The following is a 12,924-nucleotide window of genomic DNA, read 5'->3' on the forward strand; positions in this document are numbered from 1 at the left end:
GTACCACCTGGGTGGAGGGCTCGTATGCCGGTCGACGGGGCGCAGTTGTGGACGCTGAATCAGCGGCTGCTGGGCGTCGTGATGGATGCCTGCACGCAGGAGCTGGCCGAGTGCGGTTTGGAGACGAAAGAGTTTTTCGTCCTGGCCGAAGTGGAAGCCTCGCCGTACCCGGCCCAGATTGCGACTGCACTGCTGCTCCCAAAGGCCAGCGTGACGGTCTATGTTCGCAACCTCGTGGCCAAAGGCTTCATCCGCCGCGAGATCGACGACGCGGACCTGCGGCGCCATCGGCTCGTGCTGACCGCCGAAGGCACACAGGCGCGCGATCGAGCACTGGCAGCCCTTGCGGCGGAATACGACCGCAGGCTGGCCAGGATCACCCCCCGGGACCGCGTCGAGCTGCAACGCATTCTCATGGCGATGCTCGCCTCGCCTGCTTCTGCTTCAGACCGTACGCGCGAGTGATACGGCCGTCCGGTGGCCCGCCGCACGTACGGTCTGCGGCCGCATGGATGCGTCAGATCATTGAGGCTGCGCGGGCAGGTGCGTGCCGAACGGGACGCTGACGGCGACGATCAGCCGGCCTGGCCCTGCTCACGCAGCGGCACCGATCTCCTGCTGCACCGGCACGGACCGCTGATGACCGGCGTGTGAAGGGAACTCTGTCCGGCCTGCGACGCACACAAGCCGGCCGCCCGGGCGTTAATCTGCTGGCACCGCGGCCCCCAGCGCAGCGCCGCCCGCCCGCCCCGGTGGGTTCTTGGCCCGCCGGATCGCCGTGCGCGAGGCAGCGTATGGCGCCGCCGGCAGCAAGCACCCGCCGGCGCGGTCATGTCCGGCGACTACCTGCTGGCCCTGCAGCACACGGTGCGGCATGCAGACCGTACGGTCGACGGCCTGGTGGCGCGGGAGTGCACCGGGCCCCGCCGCGACCACGAAGGTGAGTACGTGGACGGCAGCGATCGCCCGGTCTGACCCGCTCCGGGAATCGTGATCCGCGCAGTCAACCCGTGCGAACGGGCTGTGCGGTCAGCAGGGAGCGCTGATGTTGGCGCAGTAGATCCAGCCGGTGGCGGGGGACGTGACGTGGTACCAGCGGTTGCCGGCGGAGTTGATCCGGCTGTAGTCCCAGTAGACGTCCTGCCCGTACGACGTCTGGTAGACGACGCCGCAACTGGCGGCCGCACAGCTCCTGATGGGCCCGCCGATCGACATGTCCCAGCCGACCGCCCCCTGCGCGGCGGCCGCCGAGGCGGGCGCAGGCTGGGTGGGTGCTGCCTGGGCGGGGACTACCGCCGTCGCGGTCAGCGCGGTGCCGGCGAGAACTCCTGCCGCTGCGAGCATACGGATACGCATGAAAGCTCCTCTGTCGGGAGTGGGGCCCGGTGATGCCGGGGCCTGATGGATCGCCACTCTTCTCGGCCGCCGGGAAGCCGCTCAAGACCGATCCTGTCCGGGACATGTCCGGGCCGTGTCCCGGACCTCCCCGGACGCGCCCGACGTGGAGCGGGTCCCAGTCGTCGGCCTCATTCCAGGCCGCCAGACGCCGCCAGCAGGTCATCCCTGACCACTCCAGTGCGAGCAACGGCAAGAGCACTCGAAATCCTCGTCGATTGCTGCGGGGTTGGTATGTGCCGGCCATTCTGTCCAGCGCCTGGGTGATTCCCCTCGAACTGCTTGCGGCGGTGGGTGCCTTCGCCGCCGCCGTCGCCTCAACGCGGCGTTGCGGGGAGTGGGGTATGTGGGTGCCGGTCGGGGGCAGCACCTGTGTATTGCAGTGCGGCGCACCCCCCAACCCCAACGCCCGGTCCCTTCGTACTGCTCGGGGAACCGGACGCCTCGGTGACTGCCGCCATCGCGTTCAACGGCTTCCTCGGGGCGTACTTCGAGGGGGACCCCGCGACCTCGCCGGTGAACCTCGTCACGGCAGATGCACCAGCCTTCCTCATCGCGCACGGCGACCTGGACGAACTGGTGGACACCGAGCCCTCGTTACTGCCCTGCGCTCCGTCTCCACCTCCCCGGTCGTCTACGCCGAACTCCCCGGCGGGCAGCACGCCTTCGACCTCTTCCACTCCTTCCGCTTCGAGGCGCTCATCGACGGCATAGAGGATTTCGCCGCGTGGGTCAGATTGCGGAAGCAGACGGTCCATGCACGATCGGGATCGTAGCCACAGACGGATTGCTGCCACATCGACGGTGCCGCACAGTTGGCGGACCCCGCTTCACCGCCGTGAACTCCCGTCTGCGTCTGCCGCCGTTGCGGCGGCCAGAACGCCGCACCGCTCCACGGGCGGCTCGCGGGGAGCGTGGGCGGGGCAAGGCCTTGCCGCCCGAGGACGATCGGTATGTTCGGCGCCGACCGGATGGTCGGAGGCCCCGGCCCGCCGGCCGCCCGCGTGACTTGACGGACGCGCGTCGGTGGCAGCCAAGCCTTGCTGTTGGTTGAGCACTTCCGGGAACTCCGGTCGCGCCAGACGATGCAACGATGGCCGACAACACGTGGACGGTTCTGATCACGGCGGGCGCGACGCTGACAGGGGTGTGGACTGGCGGTCTCCTCACGGCTCTTATTCAGCGGCGTCAGTGGGAGCGAGAGGAGGGCAGTCGCAAGCGGCAGGCGCGGCGTGATCGGAACGCGGAACTCCTGGCCGTGGCGGAGGAGCTGAGCCGTCTCTTCCTCAGTGAGAGTGCTACCCACGACCAGATCCGTGAACTGGGCAGGCTGGCGGCGTACTCACGCCTTCACGACCACAGAGCGGTGTACACAACAGCCGCACAAGTGCATGCGCTTGCTATCGCCGTGCAGGGCGCCGTGGCTGCGCATGACGGGGTGCCGGCAGGCCTCGTGGACGACTACGAGGCAGGCGTCACAGCGTTCCGGGAGTCTGTACGTCGGTACGCAAGAGAGTGACCGTCCGCCGGGCCCGTGCCGGGATGACTCCAAGGCCTGTGGGTGGTGCGGTTGCTGGCCGATCTGCACCCCCGCGCACGCGGGGATGGTCACCGCGAAGTCCGCCGGGCGCAGGGTCCTCGTCCCTGCCACTGCAGGCATCCGTCCCGCTTGATCTCTTGCGCCTCAGTCCGGCAGCCAGTGCAGCTCGTGCGCCAGGGTTTTGGCGACGGCACGGAGGCGGCGGTGCAGCGGCGACTGCTCGCGGGGGAGGACCAGGTGGATCGTCAGGCTGGGCGCGCCCCGCAGCGGTCGCCAGGTGAGGCCGGCCGGTTGTGCCGTGGCTGCGGCTTCTCCGGCCGGGGCGAGGGTGAGCCCGTCGCGCAGGTCCCGCTGGGACATGTCGAAAGAGTCTGCGGGCGTGAGGAATTGGGGGTGTGGCCGGGTGTCTCGGAACAGTGCGGACAGCTGATCGTGGATCACGGGGTTGGCCGCGCGATCCGGGAGTCGCAGCGGATACGCGGCCGCGTCGGCGATCTCGATCTCCGGGTGTTCGGCCAGCGGATGGTGCTGCGCCAGCTGGACTCCGATGCGCGCACGCCGCAGCAGGGACCGGCGCACGCCACGGCCCGGCTGTTCACCGCGGGTGATCCCGGCGTCGATGCGGCCGTCGGCGACCGCGGGGGTGATCTCCGGTGTCGCCATCGGGACCGCGCCGACCTCGAGTCCGCTGTTGCTGCGAATCAGTCTGTTCACCAGGGCGGGGGTCGTCTGGGATCCGGTGCTGAGGCTGTATCCGATGCGCAGCGTGCCCAGTTCACCGGCCGCCGCGCTCCGGGCGGTGTCCCATGCCCGGTCAAGCGCCGCCAGCGCGGGCGGCGCGGACTCCGCCAAAGCCGCACCGGCCGTGGTCAGTACGACGCTGCGCGTGTTGCGGACCAGCAGGGCCGTACCGAGTTGCGCCTCCAGCCGGCGCATCCGGGCGCTGAGTGCGGGTTGTGCGATGCCGATCCGTGCGGCCGCGCGGGTGAAGTTCAACTCCTGCGCCAGCACCAGGAAGTAGCGCAGGCTCACCGTATCCGGCGCCACGTTTCCTCCCTGTCGATTGATAACGATCCGTTCTGAGTCTATCCCGTACCGGTCTTTCCCCTGACCTCATATCAAGCCCTAACCTGCGCGTATGACGATTCCACTGCCCGCAGTGCCCGTCGCCGGGACCGGTCGATCCGAGTGTCAGTTCGACGCTGGGCGTGTCCGGCCGAACACAGGAGGTCTCCATGGCTAAGGGGTATTGGGTGAGTGTCTACCCCGCCATTTCCGACCCTGAGAGGCTGACTGCCTACGACAAGCTGGCCGGTCCGGCTGTCCAGGCCGGGGGCGGGCGCGTCCTGTCCCGCCTCCCGTCCCGTGGCGGGCGGGTCGTCGCCCACGAGGCCGGACTCACGCAACGCGTCGTTCTGATCGAGTTCGACAGCTTCGAACAGGCCGTCGCGGCATACGAGAGCGAGGCATACCAGAAGGCGCTGGTGGCCCTCCCCGACGGCGTCGAGCGCGACTTCCGCATCATCGACGGCGTCGACGGCATCGACTGACCGTCGGGCCCAGCCGTCGCTGAGCATCCGTAAGCCGGAGCCGGCCGGCCAGCCACACCACAGGCTCCTCAGCGCGATCAGCAGGTGGGATTTGCCGGTGCCGGTGCCGGTGTCGCCGAGCAGGCAGAGCGGCTCGCCCTTCTTGACCCAGTCGCAGGTGGCCAGTGTGTTGGCCGTGGACGGGTCGGTATTGGGGTTGGCAGCGAAGGCGAAGTCGAAGGCCCTCAGCGGCTTGTCCTGGGGGAGGGCTGGGCACAGGCGTCGGCTGCGCGCGTCGGCTGTCTTGTCAGTCCGTTGTGGCCGGTTCGCCGGACTCCTCGCGGTTGCCGGGTGAGACCGTGCACTGGATCTGGCCGTCCCGCACGTCGCAGGTGACGGTGTCGCCGGGACTCACCTGTCCGTCGAGGAGCATGGTGGACAGCCGGTTGTCGAGTTCGGTCTGGATGGTGCGGCGCAGCGGCCTGGCCCCGAACTCCGGCTGGTAGCCCTGGTTTGCGAGCCATTCCTTGGCTGCGTCGGTCACCTGCAGAGAGACCTGCTGGGCGTGCAGCCTGCGGCGGCTGCGTTCCAGGAGCAGGTCGACGATCCGCACGAGGTCATCGCGGGTGAGCGCGTGGAAGACGACCACCTCGTCGATGCGGTTGAGGAACTCGGGACGGAAGTGGCTGCGCAGCTCGGCCATCAGCTCGTCGCGGATCTCCTCCACGGCGCCCTGGTGGTTCAGGATGAGTTGGGAGGCGAGGTTGCTGGTCATGATGACGACCGTTTGGCGGAAGTCGATGGTACGGCCTTGTGCGTCGGTCAGCCGCCCGTCGTCGAGTACTTGCAGCAGCAGGTTGAAGACGTCCGGGTGCGCCTTCTCCACCTCGTCGAACAACACCACGCTGTAGGGCTTGCGGCGGACGGCCTCGGTGAGCTGGCCGGCTTCGTCGTAGCCCACGTACCCCGGGGGAGAACCGACGAGGCGTGAGACGGTGTGGCGTTCCTGGAACTCGCTCATGTCGAAGCGGATCAGCCGGTCCTCCTGGCCGAAGAGGATGTCGGCGATGGCTTTGGCGAGTTCGGTCTTGCCGACGCCGGTGGGGCCGAGGAAGAGGAAGCTGCCGGTGGGCCGGTCGGGATCGCCCATCCCGGCACGGCCGCGCCGTACCGCCTGTGCCACCGCGGTGACCGCCTCGTCCTGGCCGATTACCCGCTCGTGCAGGGTCTCCTCGAGGCGGATCAGGCGTTCGCGCTCGGTGGCCGTCAACTGGGCGACGGGGATACCGGTGCGCCGGGAGACGACTTCGGCGATGTCTTCCTCGGTGACCTCGGCGGCGGGTGCCCGTTCGCCGTCCAGGGCCGAGAGCCTGCCCTCCGACTCGCCGATCTGTTTCTTGAGCCCGGCGGCTCGCTCGTAGTCCTCGTTGTGGACGGCCTCGTCCTTCTCCCGGTTCAGCCGGGTCAGTTCTTGGTGGATCTCGTCCGCCTCGGGGCTGTCGGCGCCGCCGCGCAGCGCCACCCGGGCGCCGGCCTGGTCCATCAGGTCGATGGCCTTGTCGGGCAGGAAGCGGTCGGTGATGTAGCGGTCGGAGAGGGTGGCCGCGCTCTCCAGTGCCGTGTCGGTGAAGCGGACGCCGTGGTGGGCCTCGTAGGAGTCGCGCAGGCCCTGAAGGATCTCCACGGTCTCCTCAACCGTGGGTTCGGGCACGATGACCGGCTGGAAACGGCGTGCGAGTGCGGCGTCCTTCTCGATGTTCTTGCGGTACTCGTCCAAGGTCGTGGCGCCGACCAGGCTGAGGTCGCCGCGCGCCAGAGCGGGTTTGAGGATGTTGCCCGCGTCCATGGCGCCCTCACCGCCGCCACCGGCGCCGACGACCGTGTGGAGTTCGTCGATGAACAGGATGATGCTCTCCTGCGCGTCGGTGACCTCGTCGATGACCTTCTTCAGGCGCTCCTCGAACTCTCCGCGGTACTTCGAACCGGCCACCAGACCCGACAGGTCCAGGGCCACCACCCGCCGGTCCCGCAGGGTCTTGGGCACGTCGCCGGAGACGACGCGCTGTGCGAGACCCTCCACGATGGCGGTCTTGCCGACTCCTGGATCGCCCAGCAGTACCGGGTTGTTCTTCGAACGCCGGGAGAGGATCTCCACCGTCTGCTCGATCTCCTGCGCCCGGCCCACCACCGGGTCCAACTGCCCTGCGCGGGCCTCGTCCGTGAGATCGCGACCGTACTCGTCCAGCGTGGGCGTGGCAGTGGACCCGCCCGCCGCCGGCCCGCCGGCCCCGCCATGGCCCCCGCCTCCGCGGCGCGTTCCCGCACCACCGGCCGGTCCCAGGACGCCGGCCGCGCCGGACGAGGGGTCCTCGACGACCGCGGCCAGGATGTGCTCGGGTCCGATGTACGAGGCACCCGCCTCCTGGGACTTGGCGTGGGCCCTGAGCAGGGCCCGCTTCGCCGCCGGGGTCAGCCGCGGTTCCTCCACCGCGCCGCCGGTGGGCAGCGACTGCTCCGCCTCGGCTGCCAGCGCGTCGGGGTCGGCGCCTGCCTGTGCGAGCAGTTGGCGGCCGGGCTCGGCCTGGGTGGCGGCCCACAGCAGGTGCACGGTGTCGAGATCGGCCCCGTCCTCGGCGGCACGCCCGCCGGCCGTCGCCAGGAGTTCCTGGGAGGCATCACTGAGCAGGCGGCCGATGGGCACTCGCTGGACCGCCGGCGGGGAGGCCGCCGGACTCGTGCCGAAGAAGCGGTTGAACAGGTCCGAGAAAGGGTCACCGGACCCGAAGGGCGAAGTGGTCACAGCGGATGTCCGATCATGACGGCATCCGGTCCGCCTGACGTGCCGGATGCCGTATTCGTTGTCGAGAAGGAGGCGGCTCGCGGGCACGGGAGTCATGCTGTCCGGCGGTGTCAGGGGCTGCCGGTGTGCGGGCCTTTTCCCACCTTGGGAGCCGGGCAGTGTCTGCGCACGTCGGCCGCCGCGCCGTTCGACCACGCGGGTGCCTCGCGCTTTTCGGCGGAGTGTGCGCGGCGCGGCACTCGCGTCCGGGGGAGCCCGGGGCGAGGCCTCTGGCCGGTATGTCACCCGCGACGCCCTGCCCTTCGGTTGCGGAGGATCTCGGGGCCGGGCAAGCGGATCATGGCTGAACCGGTGGACGAGCCGGAACGGCGGGCGCCGGACGGGGCGCACGGCTCGCTGATCGCGGACGGCGGTGCTCGGTTCCTGTACGGGAAGTCCGGATCCGGGCGCACGGCTCCTGTCCCGGCCGGCGTGGACCGTACGGTGTGACGCAGCCGTCCGGCGGGGGCGCGGACGCTATCAGCTGCCGATGCCGATGCCGATGCCGATGCCGATGCCGATGCCGACGCCGGGCAGTCCCACGTCCCGGGTGCGGGGTCCGGGCACCCGGGACGCGGCGGCCGCGGGCGCACGGAGCGGTGTGCCTTTGGCCGGTACTGCGGAAGGGCTGGAGATCGCCCTGGTCCCACGTTAGGCAGTGCTCCCGGCAGACATGATCCGGTCAGCGCACGACATGATCCTTTAAGCGCAACTGTTTCATCGCTGGGGCGGAGGCCCGGCGTGAACTGGGGCGCCAGCACGGCAGACTTGTATGAATGCCGAACTATTCTGTGGCCGGTGTTCCCCAGGAATGCGTGATTCCGCCGCTCTGGCCCCGGCCTGCCGACCCGGCGTCGGCCCGCGAGCCGGCTGCCGGGGAGGACCGCGTCCTCCGTCCGGATCGCTCTCGTACCAGCCCCGCCCATGTCACAGACGGAGTCACGGCATTGCGCCTAGATGTTGAGACAGACAAGCACCCCATGTCGGCCTGCAGGCATGAGACGTCAGAGCCGCCGGCCCGCCCGGCCGCTCGGGCGGGTGCGGCTCTCCGTGCCGAAGCCAGGTCGCCGGTCCGGTTCCGCACCGGCGACCTGGACGAGGCCCGGCAGATCATCGAGCAGAACTTCTACGGCAATGCTGTCGACCTGCTCCAGCCGGCGGACGCCCTCTCCGGGCACTTCGCGGTCAGTCGGCTGCGCGGCGTGACGCTCGGCGTCCTGCACTTTGGTGCGGATCTGCGGATGCGGTTCGGCGAGCTTGGCGCCTACCACGTCGACATACCCCTTTCCGGGGCCGTGGCATGGCACCAGGGACACCTCGATCCACTTGTGGCGACTGTGGACGAAGCCGCCGTCTTCCAGCCGGGCCGCACCACGGTGCTGGACCGGTGGAGCGCTGACTGCAGGCTTCTCGCGGTGAAGATCGAGCGGCCCGCGCTGGAACTCCAGATGGAGCGTCTGCTCGACGCCCCGATCCGCTTGCCCCTACGGCTGCGCCCCGCCATGGACATCTCTCGCGGCCATGGGCGCAGTTGGGTCCGGATGGCCCAGATGGCGGCGGAGGACGCTCAGACATCCCAAGGGCTCACCGGGCAGGAACTGGTGGCCGACCGACTGCACGAGGCGCTGCTGATCGGCCTGCTGCTGGCAGCGGATCATCCTTACCGCGAAGAGCTGGCGCGTCCGGTCCGGCCCAGCCGTCCTGCCCCCGTAAAACGCGCCATCGACGCCATGGAGGCACACCCGGAGCATCCGTTCACCGTGGCGGCCCTCGCGGAGATCGCCGGGGTGGGCATTCGACGGCTGCAGCAGGGATTTGGCCACCACGTGGGCATGTCTCCCATGGATTACCTGCGCCGGGCACGGCTGGCACGTGTCTATGAGGAGCTGCGCGCGAAGGAACCAGGTCAGGTGACCGTCACTGATGTCGCCTTCCGCTGGGGCTTCACCCACCTGGGCAGGTTCGCCGCCGCCTACCGTCAGCGCTATGGCGTGACACCCTCGACAACCCTGTCCGAGACGCGCCCGTAGGAGCGGCGAACCCCGCTCCGGCCGATCCGGAGAGCAGCGCGGAGAACCAGTACGAGCAGCACCACCGCGACCGCGACGACGAAGGCGGCACCATGTGTGCGGGGAAGCGTGTCACCGCGAATCCCGGCCCCCGGTGGGGCATCCTGTCGGCACATGTGCTCCAGCAGCAGCCGTGAGGGGTCGGGCCGTGCGGATCTCGTCTTCGAGGGTCACCGTCGTCGCTCTTCTGGCGGATCCGGACGCGCCGACAGAGGTCGCGCGGCGGATGGCACGCGTCCTCCCGGCTCGGCTCGCCGGCAGATCCGGCCCGGGACGACGGTTCGACGTCGAGGTGGTGAGCGAGCCCTTCACCTCGGGCAGCGAGGACCCGCCCACGCTGATGAGCCGGATCAGGGCCCGCGCAAGTGCGGAGAACTGGGACGTCGTCGTGGCTCTCACCGACCTTCCCCTGCACGCCGACGGGCACACGTTGGTCGTGGGCGTGCAGCGCGGGCACGGCCTGGCACTGTTGTCTCTGCCCTCGCTGGGCGGCTGGCGGCTGCAGACAAGAGCCCGGCAGGCCGTGGAAGAAGCCGTGCTTGGCCTGGTGGGCCCGAAGGCCGGAGGGGACGAGGAGAACCGGCACAGTGAACCGCTGGCGGGGCCGCTCGCCGGACGCGTCGTGCCTGCCAACCCGGACCCGGCTGGCGGCCAGGACGCGGCTGATCTTCGTTACGTCGTCAGCGACCGACGGGGCCGCCTACGGGTGCTCGGGGGGATGGTCCGCGCCAACCGGCCCTGGCGGCTGGTGCCGGGTCTGTCGAAGGCGCTGGCGGCCGCGTTGGCGACCGGGGCCGTCGCCACCGTGAACTCGACCGTCTGGAGTCTGGCCGACGCCCTGAGCACGCCCCGTCTTGTCATTGCCACGGCGGGATCTATCGCGACCATGATCGGATGGCTGATCGTGGACGCGGAGCTGTGGCATCGCCCGTCGAAAAGCTCGCCGGAGGAGAGACAGCGGGCGAGGCTCTACAACGCCTCGACGATCGTGACCGTCGGGATCGGAGTACTCGTCTGCTACGTCGGCCTGATGGTCATCAACTTCGTGTGGGCGCTGTTCATCCTGAACGACCGCGTCTTCGCGTCCATGACGCGATCCCCGCTGGACGCGGCGGATTACATGACGCTGGCCTGGTTCGTTGCATCGGTCGCCACTGTGGGCGGTGCGCTGGGATCGGGCCTGGAAAGCGATGAGGCGATCCGGGCGGCCGCCTACTCCAAGCGCGAACAGGACCGCCGTCGTGTGCTGCAGGGCGACCACGGCGACTAGCGGGTGACCTGGGCCGAACACGCATCGAGGGCAGGCCGTTGGACATCAGAACGTCGGCCGGGCGATCGGTGAACGGTCGTTTCGCCGGAGGCTGACGAGGTCCCACGGTGCTACGCCCGCCGAAGCGATGAAGCCCCTCCCCGGCGGGACAGCGTCATCCAAGACCGTTCTCTCGACCCGGGCCCTCGGTTCGGCAAAGTGCCTGAGCGGCGAACCCTGCGCACGATGCTTCGTCGCAACGCTTGACAGGGTGTGGCCGCGAGCAGCCCGCGGCCACACCTATCGACCTTGCACAGGCGATCCCTTGCGACTCGCAGTGAAGTGACGGATTACCGCCGGCCTGCACGGATGGAGGCGTGACATGGAACAGAAGTCGTCGGTCGTAATGGCCCGACCGCGGGCCGAGCGGATCCGTGAACTCATGGAGATCTCTCCCTCGCTCACCTTCGAGCAAACCTGGCTAGGACTCCGCCGGTCTTGGACGGTTCTTCGGCGCGTGCTCAGGGGGCTGTCGAAACTCGGGTTCCGGATCGATTACTGGTGGTCGATTGCGTGGCGTGATCCTTCCGGGCGCCGGCCAAGGTGAGGCAGAGCCGTAACGGCCTGCTGGCTGCGTCGTCCCCGGGTTGCCCCGCACAATGAGCGGATGACGTACACCGAGGATGCGGCCACCACGCACGCCTGGGCGGCCCTGGAGGGCCGGCGCGACCTGGCCCAGGGCGTGTCCTTCGAGGGGGCGGGCGCTGTCCTGCCGTCGCGGTTGCCGGTGAGGGAACTGGCGCGGGCCTGCGTGGGCGTGTGCTCACTGGCCGCGGCGGAACTGCTGGCAATGCGCAACGGCGTGCCGGTGCCCGCGGTGCGGGTGAACGAGGCGGCGGTGGCCACCGCGTTCGTCAGCGAGCGCCACCTGCGGATCGACGGCCGGACTCCGGTGTCCTTTGCTCCGCTGTCCGGGTTCTGGCAGGCGGCCGACGGATGGGTGCGCACGCACGCCAACTACCCGCACCACCGTGCCCGGTTGCTCGGCGCCCTGGGTATCGCGGACACGGGAGATGACCGGGCGCTGGCGGGCGTGCTCTCGAAGGAAGTGGCATCGCGTCCGGCGCGGGATGTCCAGGAGAGCGTCTATGCGGCAGGCGGCCTGGCCGTGGCTGTGGCTTCCGCACCCGCTGAAGCCGGACCTGCTCTGGTCGAGGCGCGGCGTGTGGGGCAGAGCAGCCCCCGGCTGCTGGCGCCCGCAGGCCTGCCGGCCCTGGGAGTGCGGGTCTTGGACCTGACTCGCGTCATCGCCGGCCCTGTCGCCACCCGCACCCTGGCGCTGTTGGGCGCCGACGTGCTGCGCGTGGACGCTCCGCAACTCCCCGAGGACGCCGATGCCCACGCCGACACCGGCATGGGCAAACGCTCCACGCTGCTGGATCTCGCCGACCCGGGCGACCGGCACACCTTCGAGGGCCTGCTCGGCCAGGCGGACGTGGTGGTGACCGGCTACCGCCCCGGCGCCCTGGACCGGCACCAACTGGCCCCCGAGGCGCTCCTGGCCCGGCACCCCGGACTGATCGTCGCCCAACTGTGCGCCTGGGGCTTCTCCGGCCCCTGGGCCCAGCGCCGCGGCTTCGACAGCCTGGTCCAGGCCGCTACCGGTATCGCCGCCATCGAGGCTACGGCCGACGGCCGCCCCGGTGTGCTGCCGGCACAGGCGCTGGACCACGGAAGCGGGTATCTGCTCGCCGCCGGCGTCCTGCGCGCACTGAGCGAGAGGCAGGCCACCGGCGGCGGGCGGCATCTTCGCCTCTCCCTGGCCGGCACGGCATCCTGGCTGCTGCACGACATCCCCGCCGCCCCTGCCCCGGGCGAAGCGGGCCTGTGCGACCCCGGATCCTGGCTCACCGAGACCCCCTCGCCCTACGGACTGCTGCGTCACGCCCTGCCCCCGATCCACTACGACGGCGCACCCGCGAACTGGAACCGTCCACCGACCCGCTGGGGCACCGATTTGGCGAACTGGGCCTGAACGGGAGCGAGGGACACGGCCGGCCCGTTGCGGCTCCGGATCTTCCCTTGGCCGGACTTCCTTCACGCCAGGAGGACCCGCTTGCGCAGGAATGCGCAGCCGGCCCGGCCGCACATCTGACGCTTGATCATTTTGGTCCGGTCGGCATGGTCTTCGACGATCCCCGGGTTCCAGGGCAGGGTGACGCGGAGGGCAGCCGACTGCCGGACTCGAGCCCGCGCACGTCGAAGTGACCCGCGAGAAGCCTCCGTCGTCCGGGAGGAGTGCA

At 69.9% G+C, this 12,924-nt stretch carries 11 protein-coding genes and 1 pseudogene; 8 read left to right on the forward strand and 4 right to left on the reverse strand.

From position 1 onward, the window contains the following. Positions 1-24 precede the first annotated feature (24 nt). Positions 25-465: a MarR family winged helix-turn-helix transcriptional regulator gene (locus ACWFR3_RS06720; RefSeq protein WP_453733466.1), complete on the forward strand. Its 441-nt coding sequence runs from the start codon at positions 25-27 to the stop codon at positions 463-465. A 366-nt stretch (positions 466-831) separates the two neighbouring features. Further along, the gene (locus ACWFR3_RS06725) at positions 832-975 is read left to right on the forward strand and encodes a hypothetical protein (protein WP_453733467.1); all 144 of its coding nucleotides are present in this window, start codon (positions 832-834) and stop codon (positions 973-975) included. A gap of 54 nt (positions 976-1,029) precedes the next feature. Here ACWFR3_RS06725 and ACWFR3_RS06730 read toward each other — a convergent pair whose 3' ends face one another. Next, entirely contained in the window at positions 1,030-1,356 is a 327-nt protein-coding gene (locus tag ACWFR3_RS06730; protein ID WP_453733468.1) for a hypothetical protein, read from the reverse strand. 1,132 nt (positions 1,357-2,488) lie between these two features. Between ACWFR3_RS06730 and ACWFR3_RS06735 the strand changes: the two genes are divergently transcribed. Beyond that, the gene (locus ACWFR3_RS06735; protein WP_453733469.1) at positions 2,489-2,914 is read left to right on the forward strand and encodes a hypothetical protein; all 426 of its coding nucleotides are present in this window, start codon (positions 2,489-2,491) and stop codon (positions 2,912-2,914) included. Positions 2,915-3,079: 165 nt separating this feature from the next. Here ACWFR3_RS06735 and ACWFR3_RS06740 read toward each other — a convergent pair whose 3' ends face one another. After that, entirely contained in the window at positions 3,080-3,982 is a 903-nt protein-coding gene (locus tag ACWFR3_RS06740) for a LysR family transcriptional regulator (RefSeq protein ID WP_453733470.1), read from the reverse strand. 188 nt (positions 3,983-4,170) lie between these two features. Here ACWFR3_RS06740 and ACWFR3_RS06745 point away from each other — a divergent pair, with 188 nt between their 5' ends. Next, complete coding sequence (locus ACWFR3_RS06745) at positions 4,171-4,485, forward strand: DUF1330 domain-containing protein (RefSeq protein ID WP_453733471.1); 315 nt, start codon at positions 4,171-4,173, stop codon at positions 4,483-4,485. A 69-nt stretch (positions 4,486-4,554) separates the two neighbouring features. On the opposite strand, the pseudogene ACWFR3_RS06750 reads toward ACWFR3_RS06745, so the two are convergent. Next, positions 4,555-4,773, reverse strand: a pseudogene (locus ACWFR3_RS06750) (ATP-binding protein); the annotation flags it as partial. Then, entirely contained in the window at positions 4,772-7,264 is a 2,493-nt protein-coding gene (locus tag ACWFR3_RS06755; RefSeq protein ID WP_453733472.1) for an ATP-dependent Clp protease ATP-binding subunit, read from the reverse strand. The gene ACWFR3_RS06755 and the pseudogene ACWFR3_RS06750, both read right to left, overlap by 2 nt. A 339-nt stretch (positions 7,265-7,603) precedes the next feature. Between ACWFR3_RS06755 and ACWFR3_RS06760 the strand changes: the two genes are divergently transcribed. The 4 genes from ACWFR3_RS06760 (at position 7,604) to ACWFR3_RS06775 (ending at position 12,656) form a co-directional block, all read left to right on the forward strand. Then, complete coding sequence (locus tag ACWFR3_RS06760) at positions 7,604-7,753, forward strand: hypothetical protein (RefSeq protein WP_453733473.1); 150 nt, start codon at positions 7,604-7,606, stop codon at positions 7,751-7,753. A gap of 530 nt (positions 7,754-8,283) precedes the next feature. After that, positions 8,284-9,333, forward strand: a complete 1,050-nt coding sequence (locus tag ACWFR3_RS06765; protein ID WP_453733474.1) for an AraC family transcriptional regulator — start codon at positions 8,284-8,286, stop codon at positions 9,331-9,333. 187 nt (positions 9,334-9,520) lie between these two features. Beyond that, positions 9,521-10,642, forward strand: a complete 1,122-nt coding sequence (locus ACWFR3_RS06770; RefSeq protein ID WP_453733475.1) for a hypothetical protein — start codon at positions 9,521-9,523, stop codon at positions 10,640-10,642. Positions 10,643-11,438: 796 nt separating this feature from the next. Further along, complete coding sequence (locus tag ACWFR3_RS06775) at positions 11,439-12,656, forward strand: CoA transferase (RefSeq protein ID WP_453733571.1); 1,218 nt, start codon at positions 11,439-11,441, stop codon at positions 12,654-12,656. The last annotated feature ends 268 nt before the right edge of the window (positions 12,657-12,924 follow it).

It is taken from the genome of Streptomyces sp. NPDC055189 (assembly GCF_053606765.1).

Bases quoted from the DNA above. Each gene is read 5' to 3' on its own strand.
- ACWFR3_RS06720 (WP_453733466.1), top strand. From the start codon at position 25: ATGCCGGTCGACGGGGCGCAGTTGTGGACGCTGAATCAGCGGCTGCTG.
- ACWFR3_RS06725 (WP_453733467.1), top strand. From the start codon at position 832: ATGTCCGGCGACTACCTGCTGGCCCTGCAGCACACGGTGCGGCATGCA.
- ACWFR3_RS06730 (WP_453733468.1), bottom strand. From the start codon at position 1,356: ATGCGTATCCGTATGCTCGCAGCGGCAGGAGTTCTCGCCGGCACCGCG.
- ACWFR3_RS06735 (WP_453733469.1), top strand. From the start codon at position 2,489: ATGGCCGACAACACGTGGACGGTTCTGATCACGGCGGGCGCGACGCTG.
- ACWFR3_RS06745 (WP_453733471.1), top strand. From the start codon at position 4,171: ATGGCTAAGGGGTATTGGGTGAGTGTCTACCCCGCCATTTCCGACCCT.
- ACWFR3_RS06760 (WP_453733473.1), top strand. From the start codon at position 7,604: ATGGCTGAACCGGTGGACGAGCCGGAACGGCGGGCGCCGGACGGGGCG.
- ACWFR3_RS06765 (WP_453733474.1), top strand. From the start codon at position 8,284: ATGTCGGCCTGCAGGCATGAGACGTCAGAGCCGCCGGCCCGCCCGGCC.